Origin of the sequence: Polaromonas sp. YR568 (assembly GCF_900116715.1) — a bacterium.
In the GTDB taxonomy this organism is placed as follows: domain Bacteria; phylum Pseudomonadota; class Gammaproteobacteria; order Burkholderiales; family Burkholderiaceae_C; genus Polaromonas.
Window position 1 is genome coordinate 37,315 of sequence record NZ_FPBM01000007.1, and the last position, 23,459, is coordinate 60,773.

Genomic DNA, 23,459 nt, shown 5'->3' on the forward strand with positions numbered 1-23,459 from the left:
CCACCATGGAACCCACGCACCGGGAACATCCATAGAACTCATGCGGCTGCCCCAAGGTCGGCTTTCACGTCCACGAAAGTGAACCGATCCATCAGCTTGTCGACACCCCATGCAGTGCACCAGCAAATCCATGCGGTCCAGAGGGTGTGGCTCATGAAATGTGCGCCGCGCAACTGCTGTGCGAAGCCCAGGACCAAGCCGACCATGATGGCGCCTGCCAGCCATTTTTGCGCCACGGCTTTGTCGCTGCCGCGGAACGCGAAGTAGCCGCCCAGGAAGGCAAAACCCGACGAAGCATGCCCCGCAGGAAAGCAGCCTCCGCTGCCGCCATCGTGCTGGAACAGGTGGGCCCAGTGCGAGGTGTAGTGCGCCACACCGCCGAAGTCTGACAGGGCATAAGGGCAACTGGTGGCGCTCACCAGCTTCAGTGAACTGACCACCGTAACCGCCAGCAAGGTGGTGAGGGCAAACTGCAGACGCCTGTTGAATGTCAGCCGCTCCAGACCGCCGAGGGGAAACCACACACCCAAACACAGCAGCAAGGCGAGGCACCAGGCCAGGCGCCGGGCGCCGTCGTGCAGGACGGTGGTGAGGAACCAGTTGTCCTGCAGCGGGAAGCCGCCCAGGCCGCCGAACCAGTGAGCCATGGGCAAGTCGAAGCCGGACGCGTCCCATGCCAGAAACATCAGGGCGGTGCCGGCCGTGATCACCGCAAGCCGTTTTGGGGAAAGATTTTGCATGGCGTGGAGCTTCAACGCCTTGTCTTAAATCCTCCTTAACGGTTTGGCGGGGCCGCGAACCTCGACGGCTGCACGGAGAAATCCGCTGAATTCTTAAGGCACTCTTAAGGCCTCCCGAAAGCCCTTCACACGGGGACGCGGGGGCGATATGCCTTTGTCTTCCACGCGGGCCTGGCGGACAATGCCGTATGCGTGTACTGGTCGTTGAAGATGATGAAGGCATCGCCAGGGGGCTTGAGAGCCACCTCAAGCAATTGGGCTGGGCCATCGATATCGCCAGCGGTGTTGAGTCGGCCTGGACCGCGCTGAAGGTTGAGCCTTTCGACCTGGTGCTGCTCGATCTCGGCCTTGAAGACGGCGACGGCTCGGAAGTGCTCAGGCGATTGCGCCTGGCGCCTGAAGGTTCACTTCCCGATGCCGGGACGCCGACGCTGATCATGACGGCGCGCGATCAGGTCGCCGCGCGGATCGAGTGCCTGGACATGGGCGCCGATGACTACGTGACCAAACCTTTTGATCCCGACGAGCTGGCCGCGCGCATGCGTGCGCTGCGGCGGCGAGCCGTCGGCCGTGCGCAATCAACCATCACGGCCGGCGCGCTGGAGATCAACCCGGCCACACGGGCCGTACACCTGAACGGCAAACCCGTGGAGCTGGCCGCGCGGGAGTTCGGTGTGCTGCTCGCGCTGGTGGAAGTCAGGCCCCGCGTGCTGTCACGGCCGCAGATCGAGGCGCGGCTCTATAGCTGGGACAACGCACTCGACAGCAATGCGGTGGAGGTCCATGTGCATCACCTGCGGAAAAAATTGGGCGAAGGCGTGATCCGCACGCTGCGCGGCGTGGGCTATTTTGTGCCGGAGGAGCCATGAAAGCCGTACACAAGTCGCTAACGACCAGCCTGATGGCCTGGGCGCTGGGAGCGCTGCTGATTGTCTGGGGCGGTTTTGTCATGCTGGGCTACCGCACGGGCATCCATGAGGCCGACGAGCTCACGGACGGGCACCTTGCCAGCGTCGCCTTTCTTGAGCTTGCGGAAAGTTTTGCCGGCGCCGACGCACGCACCGACTTCAGCAACACCGCCGCGCTGTCCAATCTGAAGAGCCATGACTACCAGCGCTCCATGAGCGTGGTGATGTGGGACGGGCAAGGCAAGGCGTTGATGCGCATCGGCGAAGCGCCACCCGTGGCCTTCAATCCGCGCGAAGGCTTTGAGAACCTGATGCTGGGCTCGCCGCCGGCGCCCTGGCGGGCATTCTCGCGCTGGGATGGGCCGGACCGGACACGCAAGGTCACCGTGCTGCTGGATTCGGCGGAGCGTGATGAATTGGCAAAGGACATTGCCGGGCAAGTCGCGGGCCCCGGCTTCTGGCTGCTGCCCGTGGTCGCGCTGGCGCTGGGATTTGCGATCCACCGGGGTTTAAGGCCGCTGTACGCCTTATCGCGCGACGTGGACGCACTGGACATCCACAAGCCTGCCCCGCTCCAGGGGCCTTATTCGCAGCATGAGTTCCGCGCCGTGGTGGATTCGATCAATACGCTGGCGGGGCGCTACCAGTCGGCCGTTGAAAGAGAGCGGGAACTGGCCAGCGAACTGGCCCACGAGCTGCGCACACCGCTGGCTTCGCTAACCCTGCAGGCGCACGCCCTGCGGCGTGCGGCCTCCGGCGATGAACGCGAGGCGCTGTTGTCGCAGCTCGAGCAGGACGCCTTGCGGGCGGGCCAGGTGCTGGCGAACCTGCTGGCGCTGGCGCGCGCCAGTCGTACCGACCTGCTCGAGGCAAGGCAGGCATTGAACCTGGATGAGATCGCGATGAACGAGGTGGCCGAGTTCGGCCAGGCCGCCGTCGAGACGCAGCACGATCTGTCGCTGGTGAGCCCGGGGCCCTTTCTCATGAGCGGGCACGCGGTGCTGCTGGGCCTGGTGCTGCGCAACCTGGTTGAAAACGCCTTGAGCCACACGCCGCCGGAAACCCGGGTGGAAGTGCAGCTGGACCCCGCCGCCCGCTGGCTGCAGGTCTCTGATTCGGCACAGGAGAACATCAAAGTCCTGGCCTCCAGCCTTCATACGGGCAGCTCGCGCTCCCTGGGCCTGGGCACCGGCCTGCGTGTTGTCGAAAAGATCGCGGCCATTCACGGCGCGCAATTTGGGTTGGCGCCGCCGCCGCCCGGCTTTACCCGGTGTTACCGCCTGCAATTTCCGGCAGGACCCATGGAAAGCGCATGAACGAGCGGGCGCCGCTTCTTCTGGTGGTCCAAGGGCTGGAGTCGCCTTTTGGTGGGGCGAAGGAATGGCCCAGTAACAGTCACCAATGAAAAAGGCCGCTGACTGAATTTCAGTCAACGGCCTTGGTCGTGATGGTGGTGGAGCTGGGGGGATTTGAACCCCCGTCCGCAAGCCTTGTTCGGGCAGATCTACATGTTTAGCGGTCTGATTTGAGTCTCGCCACCTGTGTCGCGCAGTCGCACGCTACACAGGACGCCAGCACCCTATTTTCTCGCCCCGGGTTAAGGTACCCAGCCCGGAGCCAGCCGATGAAATTATCTTTACAGCCGGGAGCGTTTAACTTGCGCTAAACACCCCTTGCCCAGCCCATCGGCCTGCTGTTGTAAAGCTCACTGGCAATTAAGCAGCGAGTGCGAAACGTTCGTCGTTTGCAGTTAGTTTGTTTGAATCTGTTTTACGAGCGCACTCAGCTCGACATGCACCACACCGCGTCCGAACCCACGTCGAAACCAATGCAGCCCCAGGAGGCTTAGTTTACGCCATTCGCAGTAAATTCAAGAGCGCGCTGGGCTTGGCGATGGTGGCGTCGGCTTTCCAGCCGCCGGTATCGGCTGTTTTGCCGAGGTAACCGTAGGCGGCAGCCACGGTCGGCATGCCTGCGGCGCGGCCTGCGACGACGTCACGCTCGTCATCGCCGACATAAATGCAGCGTTCAGGCGCCAGATCAAGCTGGCGGGCAGCCTCCAGCAATGGCGCCGGGTGCGGTTTGGCGTGCGGTGTGGTGTCGCCGCTGATGATGGTCTGTGCTGTATTGAAGAGCGGCATCGCTTTGGTCAGCGGGATGGTAAAGCGAGCCGATTTGTTGGTGACCACGCCCCATTTGAGGCCAGCCTGGCTGATCTGGGCGATGAGTTCGGCCACGCCGTCAAACACCGAGGTGTTTTCGGTCATGCGCGACTCGTAGTTGCGGAAAAACTCTTCTTTCAGGTCGGCAAAACTGGCATCGTCAGGCGTCAGGCCGAAGGCGATGGCGATCATGCCGCGCGCGCCGGCGCCGGCCATGGGGCGGTAAAGCGCTAAAGGGAGCGACTCAAGCCCCCGGTCTGTACGCATTTTGTCGGCGGCGGCGCCCAGATCGGGAGCACTGTCGATCAGGGTGCCGTCCAGGTCGAACAGAACGGCGGCGATGTTGTTGAACATGTCTAGGGCGCTAACTAAATAATAAGAAAAAGGCAGAGAAAAGACAGAACTTGGCGGCGCAAAGGTTTGATCGCCGAATTCGGGCCCCGGATTTCAACTTTTCCGTGTGGCCAGCATGTAATTGACGCTGGTATCCGCGCTGAGCCAGTAATGGCGTGTCAGGGGGTTGTATTCCATGCCCCGGGTTTGCTCGAGCGAGAGGCCCGAAGCACGGCAATAAGCAGCCAGCTCGCTGGGTTTGACGAGTTTGGCGTACTCGTGGGTACCACGCGGCAGCATGTTCAGCACGTATTCGGCGCCGACAATGGCGAACAAAAAGGCTTTGGCGTTGCGATTGATAGTGGAGAAAAACACATGGCCGCCAGGTTTGACCAGTGCTGAGCAAGCCTTGACGATGGAAGACGGGTCGGGCACATGCTCCAGCATTTCCATGCAAGTCACCACATCAAAGCTGCCTGGTTGCTCGGCCGCAAGCGCTTCGGCGCTGACTTCACGGTACTGAACGCCCTCGGTTTGGGCTTCCAAAGCATGAAGCTGGGCGACTTTGAGCGCTTTTGTGGCCAGATCGATGCCCAGGACGTCGGCGCCCTTGCGTGCCATGGAATCGGCCAAAATGCCGCCACCACAACCGACATCCAGCACCCGCAGCCCTTTAAGCGGGACCAGGCCTTCTATCCACCCCAGGCGGAGCGGGTTGATCTGGTGAAGGGGGCGGAACTCGCTTTCGGTGTCCCACCAGCGGTGGGCCAGATCGGAAAACTTGGCCAGTTCGGCGGGATCGAAGTTATCGCTTATAGACATGAGGCATTATCGTTGAGGCATAAAAAAACCGCGCCGTAGCGCGGTTTTTGAAGTGATCCGAAAGGATTACTTGTTGGCGCGGGTACCAACGACTTCGATTTCCACGCGACGGTTCTTGGCGCGGCCTTCGGCGGTCTTGTTGTCAGCAACTGGCTGTTTCTCGCCCTTGCCTTCAGTGTAGACGCGGTTTTTCTCGATGCCCTTGGACACGAGATATGCCTTGACGGCTTCCGAACGGCGAACCGACAGCTTCTGGTTGTAAGCATCGCTACCAACGGAGTCGGTGTGACCCACAGCGATAATGACTTCCAGGTTGATGTCCTTGATCTTGCCGACCAGGTCGTCCAGCTTGGCTTTGCCTTCTGGCTTCAGCACGGACTTGTCGAAATCAAAGAATGCGTCAGCAGCGTAGGTGACCTTCGTTGCGACAGGAGGAGCAGCAGGAGCGGCGGCAGCAGGAGCAGCAGCGGCAGGAGCGGCGGCAGCAGGAGCAGCAGCAGGAGCACCAGCGGGAACAATCGCACCATCGCAGCCTGGAGCTGCGGTAGCAGGCGTCCAGTTAGCGTTGCGCCAGCACAGTTCGTTGGTGCCGTTCTTCCAGACCAGTTCGTTGTTGCCGTTTTTCCAGTTGTCAATCGTTTGTGCACCAGCGGCGGTAACAAGCGCTGCGGAAGCAAACAACATTGCCACTTTGTTGAGTTTCTTCATGGTTCTCCTCTAGAGAAAAGCCGCAGACTTGCTGCGATTAATAATTTACACGCCGTGAGTGACCATCACTCAAAGCGTTACATCGATTGTGCCACACCTGTCTGAACCATCAAGCACGGTATCGGCTTCGTCTGACACAGACTCGAGATTCTTAAGCATTTGTTGCTGCCCCGCCACAAGTGCTCGCTATAAACTCAAGCCTTAAAATCGAGGGCTTTCCTCAAGAATCCCGAAATCCCAACCAGGCCGCTCATGACCCAGTTCGCTAAAGAAACCCTGCCCATCAGTCTTGAAGAGGAAATGCGGCGCAGCTATCTCGATTACGCCATGAGCGTGATCGTGGGCCGGGCCCTCCCGGATGCAAGGGACGGCCTGAAACCGGTCCACCGCCGTGTGCTGTTCGCGATGCACGAGCTGAACAACGACTGGAACCGCCCCTACAAGAAGTCAGCCCGTATCGTCGGCGACGTGATCGGTAAATACCATCCGCACGGGGACCAGTCGGTCTACGACACCATCGTGCGTATGGCCCAGGACTTCTCCCTGCGCCATCTGCTGGTCGACGGCCAGGGTAACTTCGGCTCGGTCGACGGCGACAACGCCGCCGCGATGCGGTACACGGAAATCCGCCTGGCGAAGATCGCCCATGAATTGCTGGCAGACCTGGATAAAGAGACTGTCGACTTCGGCCCCAACTATGACGGCAGCGAGCAAGAGCCTCTGGTCATGCCAACCCGGCTGCCCAATCTGCTCGTCAACGGATCGGGCGGTATCGCTGTGGGCATGGCCACCAACATTCCGCCCCACAATCTCAACGAAGTGGTGGATGCCTGCCTTCACATGCTGAAGAACCCGGAGGCCTCTATTGATGAATTAATGGAGATCGTGCCGGCGCCGGACTTCCCCACGGGCGGCATTATTTACGGAATCAACGGCGTCAAGGACGGCTACCGTACCGGCCGCGGCAAGGTGGTGATGCGCGCGAAGTGCCACTTCGAGGACATTGACAAGGGCCAGCGCCAATCCATCATCGTTGACGAACTGCCCTACCAGGTCAACAAAAAGACGCTCCAGGAGCGCATGGCCGAATTGGTGCACGAGAAAAAAATCGAGGGCATCAGCCACATCCAGGATGAGAGCGACAAGTCCGGCATGCGCCTGGTCATTGAGCTCAAGCGCGGTGAAGTCCCCGAAGTGGTGCTCAACAACCTGTACAAGCAAACCCAGCTGCAGGACACCTTCGGTATCAACATGGTGGCGCTGGTTAACGGCCAACCCAAGCTGTGCAACCTGAAAGACCTGATCCAGGTCTTCATTTCGCACCGCCGTGAAGTGGTCACGCGCCGCACCGTATTCACGCTGCGCAAGGCACGCGAACGCGGCCACGTGCTGGAAGGCCTGGCAGTCGCCCTGGCCAATATTGACGATTTCATTGCCATCATCCGCAATGCGCCCACGCCGCCGGTAGCCAAGGCCGAACTGATGCTGCGCCCCTGGGATAGCAGTCTGGTGCGTGAGATGCTCACCCGCACGCGCGTCGACGGCGGCGTGGTCAATGCCGACGACTACCGGCCGGACGGGCTCGAAAAAGCTTTCGGCATGGGCAACGATGGCCTTTATCGCCTGTCGGAAACCCAGGCCCAGGAAATCCTGCAGATGCGCCTGCAGCGCCTGACCGGACTGGAACAAGACAAGATCGTGGCCGAATACAAGGAAGTCATGGCCGAGATCGACGATCTGCTCGACATCCTGGCCAAGCCCGAGCGCGTTTCCATCATCATTGGTGAAGAACTCTCCGCGATCAAGCTCGAGTTCGGCCAGACCAAGCTGGGCGCGCGGCGCAGCCAGATTGAACACAGCTCATTCGATTTGAGCACCGAAGACCTGATCACCCCCACCGACATGGTGGTGACGCTCTCACACACCGGCTATATCAAGAGCCAGCCGCTGTCGGAGTACCGGGCGCAAAAGCGCGGCGGCCGCGGCAAACAGGCCACCGCCACCAAAGAAGACGACTGGGTCGACCAGCTCTTCATTGCCAACACGCACGACTACATCCTGTGCTTCTCCAATCGGGGACGGCTCTACTGGCTCAAGGTCTGGGAAGTGCCTGCGGGCTCGCGCGGCTCGCGCGGCCGCCCCATCGTCAACATGTTCCCGCTGCAGGAAGGCGAAAAAATCACCGTGGTCCTGCCACTGACGGGTGAAAAGCGCAGCTTCCCCGCGGATCAATACGTCTTCATGGCCACCTCCATGGGCACCGTGAAGAAAACCGCCCTGGACGAATTCAGCAACCCGCGCAAGGCCGGCATCATCGCCGTGGATCTGGATCCGGGCGACTACCTGATAGGCGCGTCGCTTACCGACGGCAAGCACGATGTGATGCTGTTCAGCGACGGCGGCAAGGCTGTCCGTTTTGACGAAAACGATGTGCGCCCCATGGGCCGCAACGCGCGCGGCGTGCGCGGCATGACGCTGGAAGACGGCCAGGGCGTCATCGCGATGCTGGTGGCCGAAGATGAACAGCAAAGCGTGCTCACAGCCACGCAAAACGGCTTCGGCAAGCGCACCTCTATCACCGAATACACGCGCCATGGCCGCGGCACCAAGGGCATGATTGCCATCCAGCAAAGCGAGCGCAACGGCAAAGTGGTGGCTGCAACGCTGGTCCACGTTGACGATGAAATCATGCTCATCACCGACAAGGGTGTGCTGGTTCGCACCCGGGTCAGCGAAATCCGCGAGATGGGCAGGGCTACACAGGGTGTTACGTTGATTGGCCTTGATGAGGGCTCACAATTGAGCGGTCTTCAGCGCATCGTCGAAAACGATGCCACGCTGGACGATATCGACTCCGAAACCGACACCGGCACAGACGCCTCCAACACGGAAAGTAATTGATGAAAAAGCTGATCACCGCACTTGCGATCGCCGGCATGGCCTGCGCCACCGCCGTCCACGCCCAGACGGACGCCAAAACCGAACTGGCCAAAAAAGTGGTCGCCCTGCAGCAGGGCCCCGAGCTGGACCGGCTGGTCAGCCAGCTGGCTGGCAGCACGGCCCAGGACCTGATTGTCAAATGGGGCCCGCAACTGGAAGCCAACGTCCCCAAGGCCAAGCAGGCAAAGGCCTCCGAAGACCTCAACACCGAACTTAAAAAGTACGCCGATGACGCCAGCCAGCTGATCGGCAAGCAGGTCGCCAAAGTCAGCGCTGACTCGCTGGTTCCCGCCTATGCGGAGCGCTTCACCCAGGAAGAACTCCAGCAGCTCGTCGCTTTTTTCGAATCTCCCGCCATCAAGAAATACCAGACCGCAGCGCCTGAACTCGGCAATCTTTTTGTGCAGAAACTGGTGGAAGCTTCGCGCGCCGATGTGGTCGCACGCATCAAGCAATTCGACGATACAGCGGTGAAAATCGTTGGCACCAGCCCGGCCCCGGGAGCAGCCAAGCCACCTGCGAAGAAATGACCCGTCCGTTCAATTTTTCCGCCGGCCCCGCAAACCTGCCTGAAGAGGTTTTGCAACAGGCGGCGGACGAGATGCTGGACTGGCGCGGCAGCGGCATGAGCGTGATGGAGATGAGCCATCGCGGCAAGGAATTCATCTCCATTTATGAAGCCGCGGAAGCCGATTTTCGCGAGCTCATGGCGATTCCGCCGCAGTTCAAGATACTGTTCATGCAAGGCGGCGGGCTGGCCGAAAACGCCATCGTCCCCTTGAACCTGTCGCGTGGGCGTTCCGCTGATTTTGTGGTGACCGGCAGCTGGAGCGACAAGTCACAAAAAGAAGCGCGCAAGTACTGCGACGTGCAGATCGCCGGCAGCAATGCAGACAACGGCCATACCGCGCTTCCTTCGCCTTCGGGCTGGAAACTGCGCCCGGATGCGGCCTACGTGCACCTGTGCACCAACGAAACCATCAACGGCGTGGAGTTTCACGCCCTGCCAGACCTCAAAGCCCTGGGAAGCAATGCGCCCCTGGTGATTGATTTTTCCTCCCACGTGGCGTCCAGGCCCGTTGACTGGTCCCGCGTGGGCCTGGCATTTGGCGGAGCACAGAAAAACCTCGGCCCCGCCGGCGTGACGCTGGTGGTCATTCGCGAGGATTTGCTTGGCCATGCTTTGCCTGCGTGCCCCAGCGCTTTCGATTACAAGACGGTGGCGGACAACCAGTCGATGTACAACACGCCGCCCACCTATGCCATCTACATTGCAGGCCTCACTTTTCAATGGCTCAAACGCCAGAAGGAAGGCTCGGCCACTGGCGTTGCCGCCATGGAAAGCCGCAACCTCGCCAAGGCACAACTGCTTTACGACGCCATTGACAGCTCACAGCTCTACCTGAACAAGGTCGGCAAGGACTGCCGCTCGCGCATGAATGTACCGTTTTTCCTGCGCGACGAGTCGCGCAACGACGCGTTCCTGGCCGGCGCCAAGGCCCGGGGCCTTCTGCAGCTCAAAGGCCACAAGTCTGTAGGCGGCATGCGCGCCAGCATTTACAACGCCATGCCGATAGCCGGTGTACGGGCGCTGGTGGAGTACATGCGAGAATTCGAAGAAAAACACGCCTAGGATTAAATACCCCCATGCTCACCTTGTTCGCTGCCCCGCTGTGGGTGTTCAGTGCTCCCAGGTGGCCGGGCGGCCTCTGATATGACTGCCAATCTTGCTGATTTACGCGTCCAGATCGACGCCTTGGACAGGGAATTGCTCACCCTCCTGAATCGCCGCGCCCAAGTGGCGGAGCAAGTGGGGGAAGTCAAGAAGCGGGAAGGAACGCCTTTTTTCCGCCCCGACCGCGTGGCCCAGGTCATCGATCAGATCCAGCAAGCCAACAAAGGCCCGCTCAAGAATGAACACGTCGCAGCGGTCTGGCGTGAAATCATGTCGGCTTGCCTGGCTCTGGAGTCACCGGTCCGTGTCGCTTATCTGGGCCCCGCCGGCACTTTCAGCGAACAGGCGGCGTTGCAGTTTTTTGGCGCCAGCATTGAGCATGTCCCCTGCATCAGCATCGACGAGGTCTTTCGCTCCACGGCGGCAGGCAGCGCCAGCTACGGTGTGGTGCCTGTTGAAAATTCCACCGAAGGCGTGGTGTCGCGCTCGCTGGACCTCTTCCTGAATTCCCCCTTGCATATCGTTGGCGAGATCAGCCTGATGGTTCGCCACAATCTGTTGCGCCTCTCCGAATCCCTCGAAGGCATCGAAGCGGTGTACGCACATCCTCAGGCGCTGGCCCAGTGCCAGGGCTGGCTGACCACACATCTGCCTCACGTCGACCGCCGCACCGCCTCCAGCAATGCCGAAGGCGCGCGGCTGGCCACCACCAACCCGGCTTGGGCAGGCATCGCCAGCGACCGCGCGGCCACCCAGTTCGGCCTTTACACGGCAGCCCATGCCATTCAGGACGATGCCTTCAACCGCACGCGATTTGCCGTGGTGTGCCTGCCGCAGACGCTGCCCTCCCCGCCGGCGTCCGGCAAAGACTGCGTCAGCCTGGTGGTGTCCGTGCCCAATCGCCCGGGCGCCGTGCACGATATCCTTATGCCACTCAAAGCCCACGGCGTCTCAATGACCCGCTTTGAATCGCGCCCGGCGCGCTCAGGCCAGTGGGAGTACTATTTTTATATTGACCTGCAGGGCCACCCGTCGCAGGACCATGTCAAAGCGGCGCTGGCCGACCTCCAGCAACTGTGCGCCTTCTACAAGGTCCTTGGGACCTATCCAGTTAGCGATTAATGCAACGACTTACACAAACTCTGGTATCACGACATGTTTGAACAATTAGGTCTCATCGGATGCGGCCTGATGGGTGGCTCTTTTGCGCTGGCGCTCAAACGCGCCGGTTTGGTCAAACGCGTCGTCGGTTACAGCAAGTCCCCCTCCACCACGGAGCGCGCGCGCCAGATGGGCGTGATCGACGTGGAGGCGCCCTCGGCACTGCTGGCGGTCTCCGGGGCAGATATCGTATTGCTGGCAGTGCCGGTGTCGGCCACGGAAGCCACATTCAAGGCCATCCGGCACCTTGTCGGACCCAATACGCTGATCATGGACGTGGGTTCGACCAAACGCGATGTCGTAGACGCTGCAAGGCGCGTCCTGCGCGATAACGTCGGCTCCTTTGTGCCCTGCCATCCGATTACAGGTAAAGAGGTCTCGGGCGTTGAGCACGCCGACGTGGACCTCTACGCCGGCAAGCAGGTCATTCTGACGCCCATCGAGCGCACCTTCACCGTCCAGCTCCAGAAAGCAACCGACCTGTGGACGGCTTTGGGCTGCCATGTCCTCAAAATGTCACCGCAAGCGCATGACGCCGCTTACGCAGCGGTCAGCCACCTGCCGCACCTGATCGCCTTTGCCCTGATCAACGGTATTACCGGGCAGGATCACGGCAAGGAGTTCATGTCGCTGGCCGGTCCGGGCTTCCGTGACTTCACGCGCATCGCAGCCAGTGACCCGAAAATGTGGCGCGACATCCTGATCGCCAACCGCGAAGAGCTGCTGGCGCAATCCAAGATTTTCCAGGAAACGCTTCAGTCGCTTGAGCAGTTGATCTCCACCAGCAGCGGCGATGTCCTGGAAGTGCTGATCGAAAAAGCCAGTGAAACCCGTTCCACCTGGCGCATCTCTTCTCAAAAATCGCACAAGTAAACGCGCGGTCCATGTTCGATACCGAGTTCCTGGATATTCCGCCGTTGAGCAGGGCGGGCGGCACCGTTCGCCTGCCCGGCTCCAAAAGCATCTCCAACCGCGTCCTGCTCCTGGCCGCCTTGAGCCACGGTGAAACCACCGTTCACGACCTGCTTTCCTCCGACGATACGGCCGTGATGCTCACGGCGCTCAGGCAGCTCGGCTGCGCGGTGAAGCAGGACGGCGACACCGCCGTGATTTCCGGCCTGGGTGGCCGATCCGTTCAAACGCCGGCAAAACTCTTCATGGGCAATGCCGGCACGGCGATGCGCCCTCTGACTGCCGCCCTCGCGCTGCTCGGCGGGGAATTCGAACTCTCCGGCGTGCCGCGCATGCACGAAAGGCCCATCGGCGATCTGGTCGATGCGCTCCGGCAGCTCGGATGCGCGATTGACTACCTGGGCAACGAGGGCTATCCGCCGCTGCGTTTGCACCCCGGACAACTGAAGCTGCAAGACCCCATCAAGGTGCGCGGCGACGTTTCCAGCCAGTTTTTGACGGCTTTGCTCATGGCGCTGCCGCTGGTAGCCAGGCAGGACATCTGCATTGAAGTGGTCGGCGAGCTGATCTCCCGGCCTTACATCGAAATCACGCTCAAGCTCCTGCAACGCTTCGGAATCGACGTGAAGCGCGAAGGCTGGGAGCGTTTCATTATTCCCGCCGGCAGCCGGTACCGATCACCGGGCGAAATCCACGTCGAGGGCGACGCATCGTCTGCTAGCTATTTCATAGCACTGGGCGCAATAGCATCAGGGGCTGGCAGCCAAAAACACATAGAAATCCTGGGTGTGGGCGCCGATTCCATTCAGGGCGACATCCGCTTTGTAGAAGCGGCCCAGATGATGGGCGCCCAGATTGAGAGCACGCCGAATTCCTTGCGCATCTCCCGCGGCGCATGGCCGCTCAAGGCGATTGACCTGGACTGCAATCACATTCCGGATGCAGCGATGACGCTGGCCGCGATGGCGCTTTATGCCGATGGCACGACCACCTTGCGCAATATCGCCAGCTGGCGCGTCAAGGAAACCGACCGCATTGCGGCCATGGCCTGCGAACTGCAAAAGCTGGGCGCCACGGTCGAAGAAGGCGCCGATTACCTCAAGATCACACCGCCAGCCCGGTGGAAGGCCGCGTCCATCCACACCTACGACGACCACCGCATCGCCATGTGCTTTTCGCTGGCCGCCTTTAATCCGGCCCAGTTGCCGGTGCGGATCCTGGACCCGAAATGCGTTGCCAAGACCTTTCCGGACTATTTCGAAGCCCTCTTTTCCGTGGCCAGCGCCGAAACCGCCCACGTTCCCGTGATCTGCATTGACGGCCCCACCGCCTCCGGCAAGGGAACGCTGGCCTCCGTGGTCGCGCATCGGCTGGGCTATCACTACCTGGATTCCGGCGCGTTGTATCGGCTGAGTGCCCACGCCGCAGCGTTGGCAGGCATTTCGCTGGATGACGGCCCAGGCGTCGCCCGTGTGGCGCGCACCATGCCGGTGCGTTTCCAGGGCGACCGCATCTTCCTTGCGGCCGAGGACGTTTCCGAGGCCATTCGCACGGAGCCCGCAGGCATGGCTGCCTCCCGGGTATCTGCCCATCCCGAAGTACGGGCCGCCTTGCTGGAGCTCCAGCACAGTTTCCGGCGCCTTCCAGGCCTGGTCGCCGACGGCCGCGACATGGGAACCGTCATATTTCCGGCGGCGCCACTCAAAGTCTTCCTGACAGCCAGCGCCCTTCACCGGGCCGAACGCAGGCATAAGCAGTTGATTTCAAAGGGAAATTCGGCTACAATAGCCGCGATTCAGCAAGATTTAGAGGCACGCGATGCCCGCGATTCGTCGCGACAAGCCGCCCCTTTGAAACCTGCTGATGACGCCCGCCAGCTGGACAACTCTGATTTGTCGATTGAAGAATCGGTGAAGCAGGTGATTGACTGGTGGCAAGGCACCCGGCCCTTCTGACCCCCGACGCGCACCCTGCGCATGGTTAGCAGGTTCATTAACGTAACCCGCGGTCTTACTAGACGTTTGGCCGCATAAAACCGCCGCAAGCAGCTATAAAAACAGTAGCAATTCCGCTATTGGAACCCTGTTGTGTGGACTAGGAAAATCATGTCTGAATCTTTTGCCGACCTATTTAACGAATCGCTGCAACGCTCTGAAATGCGTACCGGTGAAGTCATCACCGCTGAAGTAGTGCGTATCGATCACAACCACGTGGTTGTGAATGCCGGACTCAAATCCGAGGCTTATGTCCCCCTCGAAGAATTCAAGAACGACCAGGGCGAACTCGAAGTCCAGGTCGGCGATTTCGTCTCCGTGGCGATCGACTCCGTCGAAAACGGCTATGGCGACACCCTGCTGTCCCGCGACAAGGCCAAGCGCCTGGCTTCGTGGATGAGCCTGGAAAAAGCCCTGGAATCCGGCGAGTTCGTCACTGGCCAGACCAGCGGCAAAGTCAAGGGCGGCCTCACCGTCCTCGTCAACGGCATCCGCGCCTTCCTGCCCGGCTCGCTCATCGACACCCGCCCCATCAAGGACTTGTCTCCGTACGAGAACAAGACCATGGAATTCAAGGTTATCAAGCTGGACCGCAAGCGCAACAACGTGGTGCTGAGCCGCCGCGCCGTGGTCGAAGCCAGCATGGGCGAAGAACGCGCCAAGCTGATGGAAACCCTGAAGGAAGGCACTGCCGTCAAGGGCGTCGTCAAGAACATCACCGAATACGGTGCGTTCGTTGACCTCGGCGGCATCGACGGCCTGCTGCACATCACCGACATGGCATGGCGCCGCGTGCGTCACCCAAGCGAAGTGGTGACGGCTGGCCAGGAAATCGTTGCCAAGATCCTGAAGTTCGACACCGAAAAGAACCGTGTCTCGCTGGGTCTGAAGCAAATGGGCGACGACCCATGGATGGGCGTGAATCGCCGCTATCCGCAAGGCACGCGCCTGTTCGGCAAGATCACCAACATCGCCGACTACGGCGCGTTTGTGGAACTCGAACCCGGCATCGAAGGCCTGGTCCACGTGTCCGAAATGGACTGGACCAACAAGAACGTGGCACCGAGCAAGCTCGTGGCGCTGGGCGACGAAGTCGAAGTCATGGTCCTCGAGATCGACGAAGACAAGCGCCGCATCAGCCTGGGCATGAAGCAGTGCAAGGCCAACCCATGGCAAGAATTCGCACAGGAAACCAAGCGCGGCGACCGCGTCAAGGGCCCGATCAAGTCGATCACCGACTTCGGCGTCTTTGTGGGCCTGGCTGCCGGTATCGACGGCCTGGTGCACCTGTCCGACCTCTCGTGGAATGAGCCCGGCGAAGCCGCCGTGCGCAACTACAAAAAGGGCCAGGAAGTCGAAGCGATCGTGCTGGCTGTCGACGTCGACCGCGAACGCATCTCCCTGGGCATCAAGCAGCTGGATTCCGATCCGTTCACCACGTTCGTGTCGATCAACGACAAGGGCGCGATCGTGACCGGCAAGGTCAAGACCGTTGACGCCAAGGGCGCCGAGATCGACCTGGGCGAAGACATCATCGGTTACCTGCGCGCCAGCGAAATCAGCCGCGACCGCGTCGAAGACGCACGCAATGTGCTGAAAGAAGGCGACGAAGTCTCCGCAGTCGTGGTGAACGTGGATCGCAAGACCCGCAACATCCAGCTGTCGGTCAAGGCCAAGGACAACGCTGACCAGCAGGAAGCCATGGCTAACCTGAGCCAGCAGTCCTCGCGTGAAAACGCCGGCACGACCAGCCTGGGCGCACTGCTGCGCGCCAAGCTGGACAACAACGAGAAGTAAGAAGGCAACCGTGCGGCGGTGTGATGCGCTTTTGGCGGATCGCATCGCTGTACAGCTACTTTTGCACCCATGACCCGAAGCGACCTTGTTGAAGAACTGGCGGCCCGATTCAGCCAGCTGACACACCGCGACGCCGAGTATGCCGTCAAGACGATTCTTGACGCCATGAGCGACGCGCTGGTGCGCGGCCACCGGATTGAAATCAGGGGCTTTGGCAGCTTCTCCATCAACCGCCGCCCGCCCCGCATGGGGCGCAACCCGCGGTCCGGCGAAAGCGTGGCCATCCCGGAAAAACGGGTGCCGCATTTCAAGCCCGGAAAGGCATTGCGGGAAGCCGTTGATGCCCGGACCCAGGAGTTGCTGGCGGTCAAGGAACCCAAGTAAGGTCTTCCTGTTGCTCCCCGATGGGCTGGCTACAATCGCCAGACCACTACGGGGGATCTTCCAGTGAAATACCTCATGTGGCTGCTTAAGGCAGCCATTTTTTTTACCCTGTTTGCTTTCGCACTGAATAACCAGCAAACGGTTTCGGTGTATTTCTTTTTTGGCACCCTGTGGCAAGCGCCTTTGGTGCTGGTTGTTCTGGCCGCCTTCGCCTGCGGACTGGCGCTCGGCATATTTGTCATGATGCCGCGCTGGTGGAAGAAACGCAAAGCGGCCAAACACACCTCATCCGGCGGACCTCATACCGTGACCGACGATCCTTCCACACTCCACCATGGAATTTGACTTCACCTGGGTCCTGCTCGGCTTTCCGATCGCCTTCACCCTGGGCTGGCTGGCTTCGCGGCTGGACTTGCGGCAGCTTCGCATCGAAAACCGCCAGGCGCCCAAGGCCTACTTCAAGGGCCTGAACTTCCTGCTCAACGAACAACAGGACCAGGCCATTGATGCGTTTATCGAGGCCGTGCAAAACGACCCGGACACGTCGGAACTCCATTTCGCCCTCGGCAACCTGTTTCGCCGCCGCGGTGAATACGAGCGCGCCGTGCGCGTGCACGAGCACCTCATGTCGCGCGGCGACCTGACGCAGCCCGAACGCGACCGCGCACAACATGCCCTGGCGCTGGACTTCCTCAAGGCTGGCTTGCTGGACCGCGCCGAGATCGCTTTACGCAAACTTGAAGGCACGCCGTTCGAAGAAGAGGCACGCCTCGCCCTCCTCTCCATTTATGAGCGCTCGCGCGACTGGGCCAATGCCACCGAAATCGCCGCACGGCTGGGCACCTCCAGCCACGGCAGCTTCAGCACCCGCCAGGCGCACTACCTGTGCGAACAGGCCGGCGCCTCCATCGCCTCGGGCGACACTGGCAAGGCGCTGAGCGACCTACGCGAAGCCGTTGCCATGGCGCCAGCCGCCGCGCGGCCCTTGATTGACCTGGCCAAGTTGCAGAACCAGCTCGGCAGGTCTGAGGACGCCTTGAAGACGCTGCGCAAGCTCGAAGAATTGGCGCCCCAGGGCTTGCCGCTGGCGGCGGGCCTGCTGGCCAACATCGCGCAGGTCAGCGGCCAGAAAGCGGCCGCACTCGAATTGCTCAAGACCAGCTACGCCAACACACCGTCGATCGACGTGGTCGAGGCGATCGTCAAACTGGAAGAAGACCCCGCATCCGCACGCCAGTGGTACGCCAGGCACATGGAGCGCCAGGCCTCCCTGGTCGCGACAGGCAAATGGATAGAAGGCGAGCAGTTGCAGGACGAGCACCACCACACGCTGGTGCAGCGGGCACTGAGCCAGGCCACCAAGCCCCTGATGCGCTATCGCTGCGCGGCTTGCGGTTTTGAGGCGACCCAGCACTTCTGGCATTGCCCGGGTTGCCAGGCATGGGACAGTTATCCGACGCGGCGCATTGAAGAGCTGTAGAACAGCGCATAAATACCAGATACATGAGCATGCAACCGACACCCGAAAAGATTTCATCCGCCCGCGTCCTGGTCGTTGGCGACGCCATGCTGGACCGCTACTGGTACGGCGCAGTGGACCGCATCTCGCCCGAGGCACCCGTACCCGTCGTGCGTGTGACGCGCACCGAAGAGCGCATAGGCGCCGCGGCCAATGTGGCCTACAACATCGTCACGCTGGGCGCACAGGCTTCGCTGCTGACCGTGGTGGGCGACGACGAGGCCAGCCACCAGCTGGAAGCACTGGTCGCCAAGACCGGTATCGCCCCTTACTTCGGCCGCGACGCGCAACTCAAGACGACGGTGAAACTGCGCGTCATCGGCCGCCAGCAGCAGCTCATACGCCTCGATTTTGAGAACACGCCTGAAAACGAAGTGCTGGCCTCCCAGTCAGCCACGTTTGAGAAGCTTCACCCGCAGCACGACGCCGTGCTGTTCTCCGACTACGGCAAGGGCGGCCTGGCGCATATCGTTTTGATGATCGCCCAGGCGCGCGCCGCGGGCAAGGTCGTACTGGTCGACCCCAAAGGCTCGGACTACGCACGCTACAAAAACGCCAGCGTTATCACACCCAACCGCGCCGAGCTCGAACACGTGATCGGCACCTGGAGCAGCGAAGCCGAGCTGCGCACCAAGGCCCACAACCTGCGCACCACACTCAACCTGGACGCGCTGCTGCTCACCCGCAGCGAAGAAGGCATGACGCTGTTCGACGCTGATGGCGAGCTGAATGTGCCCGCCGTCGCGCGCGAAGTGTTTGATGTCACCGGCGCCGGCGACACCGTGATCGCTACCCTGGCCGCCATGACTGCCACCGGCATGAGCTTGCGCGACGCCGTGCCGATTGCCAACCGCGCGGGCGGCATTGTGGTGGGCAAATTCGGCACCGCCACTGTCAATTACGGCGAGCTGTTCGCCGCGCACTGAGCTGCGGCCAAAGTACCGCACATCTCAAGGATTCATCATGAAAATCGTAGTCACCGGCGCAGCCGGCTTCATCGGCAGCAACATCATCAAGGGCCTCAACGACCGCGGCATTGACGACATCATCGCCGTCGACGACCTGACTCACGGCGACAAATTCCGCAACCTGGCCGACCTGAAGATCGCCGACTATGTCGACGCCGACGACTTCTACGACCTCTTTGCCGAAGGCGCCTACGGCCAGGTCGAAGCCGTCTTCCACGAAGGCGCCTGCAGCGACACCATGGAGCTTGACGGCAAGTACATGATGGACAACAACTACACGCTGTCATGCGAGTTGTTCCACGCCTGCCAGGACCAGGGAACGCGCCTGATCTACGCCTCGTCGGCGGCAACTTACGGCGGCTCGGACACCTTTCGGGAATCACCCGAGTTTGAGAAACCGCTGAATGTCTACGGCTACTCCAAGCTGCTGTTTGACCAGCGCCTGCGCCGCGAACTCGGCGCACGCTTTGAAGGCGCCGGCACGCAAGTGGCGGGCTTTCGCTACTTCAATGTCTATGGCCCGCGCGAGCAGCACAAAGGTCGTATGGCCAGCGTCGCCTTCCACCAGTTCAACCAGTTCCAGGCCGAAGGCAAGGTCAAGCTGTTTGGCGAATACGGCGGCTACGGCCCCGGCGGCCAGATGCGTGACTTCGTTTTCATCGACGACGTGGTTGCCGTCAACCTCTGGTTCCTCGACCACCCTGAAAAATCGGGCATCTTCAACCTCGGCACCGGCAAAGCCCAACCCTTCAATGACGTCGCGCTTGCGGTGGTCAACACCTTGCGCAAGGGCCAGAACGCCGCGCCCCTGAGCCTGGAAGACGCCGCACGCGGCGGCCTGATCGACTACATCGACTTCCCGCCCGCGCTGGTGGGCAAATACCAGAGCTACACCCAGGCAGACCTCGGCGCCTTGCGCGCCGCCGGTTGCAATCACACCTTTGCCGATGTGCAAACAGGTGTAACTGCTTACATGCAGTGGCTGAACGCCGCCAAGGCCTAGGGTTTTCCTGCGCCAAACACTCCGCCGGGGGTCAACCCCGCCTGAAGCAAGCCGTTAAGAACAAGGGCATCCTTTTCAAAAGGATGGGTCACGCGTCTTCCAGACTCTGCTTCAGTTCAATCAAATCCAAATCATTGAGGAGTTTTCTCATGTTCAAAAAATTGCTGGCGGTTCTTGCCGCCCTGTACATGACGGCGTCGTTTGCCGCTGTGGATGTCAACAAGGCCACGGCCGCCGAGCTCGATGGCATCAAGGGCATAGGCCCCGGCATTTCGGGCAAGATCATCGAAGAGCGAAAAAAGGGCAGCTTCAAGGACTGGACCGACTTTGTTGACCGCGTCAAAGGCGTCGGCGAAGGCAACGCCGCCAAGTTCTCCGCCGAAGGCCTGACGGTAGGCGGCGCCAGCTTCAAGGGCGTGGCCGCAGCGCCAACAGCCAAGAAGGACGAAAAGCCCGCCGCCGCAGCCGCAGCGAAGAAGGAAGAAAAACCTGCCGCCAAGGCAGAAGAGAAAAAAGCCGAAGCCAAGCCAGCCGCCACACCCGTAGCCGCTGCGCCCGCAGCCGCACCGGCCGCCGCCAAAGAAGAAAAGAAAGATCCGAAGGCAGAAGCCAAAGCCAAGGCTGACGAAGCCAAGGCCAAAAAAGAAGCCGACAAAAAGGCCAAAGCTGACGAGAAGAAGAAAAAGGCTGACGAAGCCAAAGCAAAAGCCGACGCTGAAAAAGCTGCCAAGGCCGATGCCAAGAAAGCCAAGGACGCCAAGCCTGCCGCCAAGGACGAGAAGAAAGACGTCAAGGCCGAAGCGGCCAAACCAGCAGCCAGCGCCGCTAAAAAATAAGGGCAACACCCTTGCTCAACAAAACCCGCCCTGGCGGGTTTTTTTTACGCTTGCAGAAATTTTCTCAGGCGCTTGACCGCATCACACCAGCGCGATCAGATCGGTCACACCCACCGTGCCACCGGCCTGCGTGATCAAGGTGGTGACCTGACCCCTGTGATGGGTCTGGTGGTTAAAGAAGTGCGTGATCGCCATCCAGGCCGCATGCTCGCGCTGCACGCCTTTTGAGTTGCCGTAACGCATGATGAGTTGCGGGTAAGCATCGGTCATGCCGGCCGCCCACTGCTCAATCGCCACATCGAGTTGCACGCGTTTGGCTTTCAGGGCCTCCCAGTCGTCAAACAACACCATGTCCAGCTTGTAAGGCTCCGGCAGGTCCAGAACTTCGGCGGTCAGGGACGTAAACGGCGTGCCGTTGTCAGCGCCGCATTTGGCAAAGCGCTTGAGCCAGACCTGGTCGGCCACCACCAGGTGGTTGAACGTGCGGTGGATGGAGCCGAAGAAGGCGCCGCGGTCCTGCTTGCGCGCCTCGTCCGTCAGTTCGTCGCAGGCTTCATACAGCTTGCCGTTGATCCAGCGGTTGTAGCGGGCCAGAAAGCGGTAGTTGTCGCAAAATTCGCCAAACATGGCATGCTCCTGAATGAATGGCGGCTGACGCCCGCCCCCGTGCATTTTGCATCTGCTTTCAGGTTCAGCGCATGGGCGGCCATCTCACAGCCATGTCAGCGGGTACGATGGAATCATCATGAAAGAACGCCTCTTTCTGCGCCTTGCCGGCGACGCCACCTGCGGCCCGGAAACGACGGCGCCCGCCAGCACCCTCGCCAGCTTTCCGGTGGCCGAACCGCTGCGCGGCCATGTATCGCAAATACTGGCGTACCGCGAAACACTGCCGCAAGGCCAGACCCTGACGGAGCGCGTGCTGCCGGATGGCGCGATACGCCTGATGTTCGATTTTGCCGATGTGCCGTGCGCGGGCGCGGCCAGGGGGCCATCGATGCGCGTGGCTGGCGCGTCGGCCGCCGCCACGGTGCTGCAACTCAGCGGCCGCCTGGAAGGCATCTCGGTCGCCTTGCACCCAGGCGCGGCCGCCACCTTGCTGGGCATGCCGGCCGGCGAGGTTGAAAACCACGCCATCTCCCTGGAGACACTGTGGGGCGCAGAAGCCCACGCGCTGGCCGAGCGGATGGCCGGCGCCAAAGACGATGCGTCACGGGTCGCGCTGTTGACAGCTGCACTGCAAAGGAAGACTTCCGGTGCAGCCACGCTCAACCAGCAAAGAGCCGGCCACGCCGCACGCCTGGTGACACGCTCAGGTGGGCGACTGTCGCTCAGGCAAACTGCAGAGGCCGTGAACGTCGGCGAGCGGCGCTTGCAGCAATTGTTTTTTGAGCATGTGGGCATGCCGTTCCGCGCCTGGAGCCGGCTGGCGCGGCTTCACGCCTGCCTGCGCCTGATCCGCCGGCAGCCGGACCCCGCATGGGCCGACGTCGCAGCAGAGGCGGGCTTTTACGACCAGGCGCACCTGGCCAACGAATTCCGCGCGCTGTGCGGTTTGTCGCCTACCTTGTTCCTGCAGCGCGGCATGCCCGAAGTTGCGCAATCTTCCAAGACAGGCCATTGACGCGCGAGTATCTTCATCCTGAAGTGAAGCAAACAAGGAAAGGCGGCTCATGGATAAAGATAAAGGCAACAGCGGAAAATACACAGCGCCCAGTCTCAAGGGCTGCATAGCCGTGGTAACCGGCGCCAGCCGGGGTGCGGGCCGGGGCATTGCACTCGAACTGGGCGCCGCGGGCGCGACCGTCTATGTCACGGGGCGCAGCACACGCGGGCATCCGGCCCCGGGCTACGACAGCCTGCTGGCACTGTCCAAACTGACCGCCGTGCCCGGCACCATTGACGACACTGCCGACGAAGTGACGCGTCTGGGCGGCCGGGGTATTGCGGTGCAGTGCGACCACACAAACGAAAGCGACGTTGCCGCGCTCTTCACGCGCGTGCAAAAGGAGCAAGGCCGGCTCGACCTGCTGGTCAACAACGCCTGGGGCGGCCACGAGAGCTTTGATGGTGTGTTCGACGCCCCGTTCTGGAAGCATCCGCTAGCGCACTGGGACACCATGTTTGACCGCGGGGTGCGCAACCATCTGCTCGCCAGCCGGCTGGCGGTGCCGCTCATGCTCGGCCGGGGCAAGGGCCTGCTGGTCACCACCACCTTCTGGGACCGCGGCCACTACCTCAAGGGCAACCTGTTCTACGACCTGGCCAAGGCCTCCATGACCCGCCTGGCCTTTGGCATGGCCGAAGAGTTGCGCCCGCACGGCATCGCGTCACTGGCGGTGTCACCGGGCTGGATGCGCACCGAGTTCGTGCTGACTGGCCACCAGACCGATGAAGACCACTGGCAGGAGCGCCCCGCCCTCGCCCGCACCGAGTCACCCCGATACCTGGGCCGCGCCGTGGCGGCGCTGGCGGCGGATCCGGGCGTGATGGCGAAAAGCGGCGGCGTCCATCTCGTGGCGCACCTGGCCCGCGAATACGGCTTCACCGACATTGACGGCCGACAAGTAGAGGCCTTCGAAATCTAAGGCCTGACG

Annotated in this window: 22 protein-coding genes and 1 other RNA gene; 17 read left to right on the forward strand and 6 right to left on the reverse strand. The window is 61.4% G+C overall.

The window, feature by feature from the left end; all coding sequences use genetic code 11:
• Window positions 1-38: 38 nt before the first annotated feature.
• Entirely contained in the window at window positions 39-740 is a 702-nt protein-coding gene (locus BM408_RS15300) for a phosphatase PAP2 family protein (RefSeq protein WP_092130739.1), read from the reverse strand.
• A 188-nt stretch (window positions 741-928) separates the two neighbouring features.
• On the opposite strand from BM408_RS15300, the gene BM408_RS15305 reads away from it, so the two are divergent.
• Window positions 929-1,609: a response regulator transcription factor gene (locus BM408_RS15305; RefSeq protein WP_092130740.1), complete on the forward strand. Its 681-nt coding sequence runs from the start codon at window positions 929-931 to the stop codon at window positions 1,607-1,609.
• Window positions 1,606-2,964: a histidine kinase dimerization/phospho-acceptor domain-containing protein gene (locus tag BM408_RS15310; protein WP_092130741.1), complete on the forward strand. Its 1,359-nt coding sequence runs from the start codon at window positions 1,606-1,608 to the stop codon at window positions 2,962-2,964. The genes BM408_RS15305 and BM408_RS15310 overlap by 4 nt, the downstream gene beginning before the upstream one ends.
• Before the next feature lie 135 nt (window positions 2,965-3,099).
• Here the strand turns inward: BM408_RS15310 and ssrA are convergent.
• The 4 genes from ssrA to ompA form a co-directional block, all read right to left on the reverse strand.
• Window positions 3,100-3,486: a transfer-messenger RNA gene (gene ssrA, locus BM408_RS15315) on the reverse strand.
• 12 nt (window positions 3,487-3,498) lie between these two features.
• Window positions 3,499-4,164 carry a phosphoglycolate phosphatase gene (gene gph / locus BM408_RS15320; RefSeq protein ID WP_092130742.1) on the reverse strand — a complete coding sequence of 222 codons (666 nt, stop codon included), beginning with the start codon at window positions 4,162-4,164 and terminating at the stop codon, window positions 3,499-3,501.
• 93 nt (window positions 4,165-4,257) lie between these two features.
• Window positions 4,258-4,965, reverse strand: a complete 708-nt coding sequence (gene ubiG, locus BM408_RS15325) for a bifunctional 2-polyprenyl-6-hydroxyphenol methylase/3-demethylubiquinol 3-O-methyltransferase UbiG (RefSeq protein ID WP_092130743.1) — start codon at window positions 4,963-4,965, stop codon at window positions 4,258-4,260.
• 66 nt (window positions 4,966-5,031) lie between these two features.
• Window positions 5,032-5,673, reverse strand: coding sequence for an outer membrane protein OmpA (gene ompA / locus BM408_RS15330; RefSeq protein WP_092130744.1), 642 nt, complete (start codon window positions 5,671-5,673; stop codon window positions 5,032-5,034).
• Between the two features lie 252 nt (window positions 5,674-5,925).
• Between ompA and gyrA the strand changes: the two genes are divergently transcribed.
• The 13 genes from gyrA (at window position 5,926) to BM408_RS15395 (ending at window position 20,862) form a co-directional block, all read left to right on the forward strand.
• The gene (gene gyrA / locus BM408_RS15335) at window positions 5,926-8,574 is read left to right on the forward strand and encodes a DNA gyrase subunit A (protein WP_092130745.1); all 2,649 of its coding nucleotides are present in this window, start codon (window positions 5,926-5,928) and stop codon (window positions 8,572-8,574) included.
• Window positions 8,574-9,143 carry a DUF2059 domain-containing protein gene (locus BM408_RS15340; RefSeq protein ID WP_092130746.1) on the forward strand — a complete coding sequence of 190 codons (570 nt, stop codon included), beginning with the start codon at window positions 8,574-8,576 and terminating at the stop codon, window positions 9,141-9,143. The genes gyrA and BM408_RS15340 overlap by 1 nt, the downstream gene beginning before the upstream one ends.
• Entirely contained in the window at window positions 9,140-10,246 is a 1,107-nt protein-coding gene (gene serC, locus BM408_RS15345; RefSeq protein WP_092130747.1) for a 3-phosphoserine/phosphohydroxythreonine transaminase, read from the forward strand. Before BM408_RS15340 ends, serC begins: the two co-directional genes overlap by 4 nt.
• 81 nt (window positions 10,247-10,327) lie before the next feature.
• Complete coding sequence (gene pheA / locus BM408_RS15350; protein ID WP_092130748.1) at window positions 10,328-11,410, forward strand: prephenate dehydratase; 1,083 nt, start codon at window positions 10,328-10,330, stop codon at window positions 11,408-11,410.
• A 33-nt stretch (window positions 11,411-11,443) separates the two neighbouring features.
• Window positions 11,444-12,322 carry a prephenate dehydrogenase gene (locus BM408_RS15355; RefSeq protein WP_092130749.1) on the forward strand — a complete coding sequence of 293 codons (879 nt, stop codon included), beginning with the start codon at window positions 11,444-11,446 and terminating at the stop codon, window positions 12,320-12,322.
• Between the two features lie 11 nt (window positions 12,323-12,333).
• Complete coding sequence (locus BM408_RS15360; protein ID WP_092130750.1) at window positions 12,334-14,316, forward strand: bifunctional 3-phosphoshikimate 1-carboxyvinyltransferase/cytidylate kinase; 1,983 nt, start codon at window positions 12,334-12,336, stop codon at window positions 14,314-14,316.
• Window positions 14,317-14,466: 150 nt separating this feature from the next.
• Entirely contained in the window at window positions 14,467-16,152 is a 1,686-nt protein-coding gene (rpsA, locus tag BM408_RS15365; protein WP_007869489.1) for a 30S ribosomal protein S1, read from the forward strand.
• 69 nt (window positions 16,153-16,221) lie between these two features.
• A complete protein-coding gene (locus BM408_RS15370; protein WP_092130751.1) occupies window positions 16,222-16,536 on the forward strand; it encodes an integration host factor subunit beta in 315 nt (104 codons plus the stop codon).
• Between the two features lie 63 nt (window positions 16,537-16,599).
• Window positions 16,600-16,881 (forward strand): LapA family protein, encoded by a 282-nt coding sequence (locus BM408_RS15375; RefSeq protein WP_092130752.1) that lies wholly within the window; start codon window positions 16,600-16,602, stop codon window positions 16,879-16,881.
• Window positions 16,871-18,016, forward strand: a complete 1,146-nt coding sequence (gene lapB / locus BM408_RS15380; protein ID WP_092130753.1) for a lipopolysaccharide assembly protein LapB — start codon at window positions 16,871-16,873, stop codon at window positions 18,014-18,016. The genes BM408_RS15375 and lapB overlap by 11 nt, the downstream gene beginning before the upstream one ends.
• Window positions 18,017-18,045: 29 nt before the next feature.
• Window positions 18,046-18,981, forward strand: coding sequence for a D-glycero-beta-D-manno-heptose-7-phosphate kinase (gene rfaE1 / locus BM408_RS15385; protein ID WP_092130957.1), 936 nt, complete (start codon window positions 18,046-18,048; stop codon window positions 18,979-18,981).
• Between the two features lie 37 nt (window positions 18,982-19,018).
• Window positions 19,019-20,026, forward strand: a complete 1,008-nt coding sequence (gene rfaD, locus BM408_RS15390; RefSeq protein WP_092130754.1) for an ADP-glyceromanno-heptose 6-epimerase — start codon at window positions 19,019-19,021, stop codon at window positions 20,024-20,026.
• Window positions 20,027-20,175: 149 nt separating this feature from the next.
• Entirely contained in the window at window positions 20,176-20,862 is a 687-nt protein-coding gene (locus BM408_RS15395) for a ComEA family DNA-binding protein (RefSeq protein WP_092130755.1), read from the forward strand.
• A gap of 81 nt (window positions 20,863-20,943) precedes the next feature.
• Here the strand turns inward: BM408_RS15395 and BM408_RS15400 are convergent, their stop codons facing one another.
• Window positions 20,944-21,489, reverse strand: coding sequence for a DinB family protein (locus BM408_RS15400; protein WP_092130756.1), 546 nt, complete (start codon window positions 21,487-21,489; stop codon window positions 20,944-20,946).
• A gap of 118 nt (window positions 21,490-21,607) precedes the next feature.
• On the opposite strand from BM408_RS15400, the gene BM408_RS15405 reads away from it, so the two are divergent.
• Complete coding sequence (locus tag BM408_RS15405) at window positions 21,608-22,486, forward strand: helix-turn-helix domain-containing protein (RefSeq protein WP_092130757.1); 879 nt, start codon at window positions 21,608-21,610, stop codon at window positions 22,484-22,486.
• A 49-nt stretch (window positions 22,487-22,535) separates the two neighbouring features.
• On the forward strand, window positions 22,536-23,450 hold the full coding sequence (locus BM408_RS15410; protein ID WP_092130758.1) for an SDR family oxidoreductase: 915 nt from the start codon (window positions 22,536-22,538) through the stop codon (window positions 23,448-23,450).
• The last annotated feature ends 9 nt before the right edge of the window (window positions 23,451-23,459 follow it).

Excerpts from the sequence above, each read along its gene's own strand:
- BM408_RS15300 (WP_092130739.1), bottom strand. The coding sequence starts at position 740 with ATGCAAAATCTTTCCCCAAAACGGCTTGCGGTGATCACGGCCGGCACC.
- BM408_RS15305 (WP_092130740.1), top strand. The coding sequence starts at position 929 with ATGCGTGTACTGGTCGTTGAAGATGATGAAGGCATCGCCAGGGGGCTT.
- BM408_RS15310 (WP_092130741.1), top strand. The coding sequence starts at position 1,606 with ATGAAAGCCGTACACAAGTCGCTAACGACCAGCCTGATGGCCTGGGCG.
- gph (WP_092130742.1), bottom strand. The coding sequence starts at position 4,164 with ATGTTCAACAACATCGCCGCCGTTCTGTTCGACCTGGACGGCACCCTG.
- ubiG (WP_092130743.1), bottom strand. The coding sequence starts at position 4,965 with ATGTCTATAAGCGATAACTTCGATCCCGCCGAACTGGCCAAGTTTTCC.
- ompA (WP_092130744.1), bottom strand. The coding sequence starts at position 5,673 with ATGAAGAAACTCAACAAAGTGGCAATGTTGTTTGCTTCCGCAGCGCTT.
- gyrA (WP_092130745.1), top strand. The coding sequence starts at position 5,926 with ATGACCCAGTTCGCTAAAGAAACCCTGCCCATCAGTCTTGAAGAGGAA.
- BM408_RS15340 (WP_092130746.1), top strand. The coding sequence starts at position 8,574 with ATGAAAAAGCTGATCACCGCACTTGCGATCGCCGGCATGGCCTGCGCC.
- serC (WP_092130747.1), top strand. The coding sequence starts at position 9,140 with ATGACCCGTCCGTTCAATTTTTCCGCCGGCCCCGCAAACCTGCCTGAA.
- pheA (WP_092130748.1), top strand. The coding sequence starts at position 10,328 with ATGACTGCCAATCTTGCTGATTTACGCGTCCAGATCGACGCCTTGGAC.
- BM408_RS15355 (WP_092130749.1), top strand. The coding sequence starts at position 11,444 with ATGTTTGAACAATTAGGTCTCATCGGATGCGGCCTGATGGGTGGCTCT.
- BM408_RS15360 (WP_092130750.1), top strand. The coding sequence starts at position 12,334 with ATGTTCGATACCGAGTTCCTGGATATTCCGCCGTTGAGCAGGGCGGGC.
- rpsA (WP_007869489.1), top strand. The coding sequence starts at position 14,467 with ATGTCTGAATCTTTTGCCGACCTATTTAACGAATCGCTGCAACGCTCT.
- BM408_RS15370 (WP_092130751.1), top strand. The coding sequence starts at position 16,222 with ATGACCCGAAGCGACCTTGTTGAAGAACTGGCGGCCCGATTCAGCCAG.
- lapB (WP_092130753.1), top strand. The coding sequence starts at position 16,871 with ATGGAATTTGACTTCACCTGGGTCCTGCTCGGCTTTCCGATCGCCTTC.
- rfaE1 (WP_092130957.1), top strand. The coding sequence starts at position 18,046 with ATGCAACCGACACCCGAAAAGATTTCATCCGCCCGCGTCCTGGTCGTT.
- rfaD (WP_092130754.1), top strand. The coding sequence starts at position 19,019 with ATGAAAATCGTAGTCACCGGCGCAGCCGGCTTCATCGGCAGCAACATC.
- BM408_RS15395 (WP_092130755.1), top strand. The coding sequence starts at position 20,176 with ATGTTCAAAAAATTGCTGGCGGTTCTTGCCGCCCTGTACATGACGGCG.
- BM408_RS15400 (WP_092130756.1), bottom strand. The coding sequence starts at position 21,489 with ATGTTTGGCGAATTTTGCGACAACTACCGCTTTCTGGCCCGCTACAAC.
- BM408_RS15405 (WP_092130757.1), top strand. The coding sequence starts at position 21,608 with ATGAAAGAACGCCTCTTTCTGCGCCTTGCCGGCGACGCCACCTGCGGC.
- BM408_RS15410 (WP_092130758.1), top strand. The coding sequence starts at position 22,536 with ATGGATAAAGATAAAGGCAACAGCGGAAAATACACAGCGCCCAGTCTC.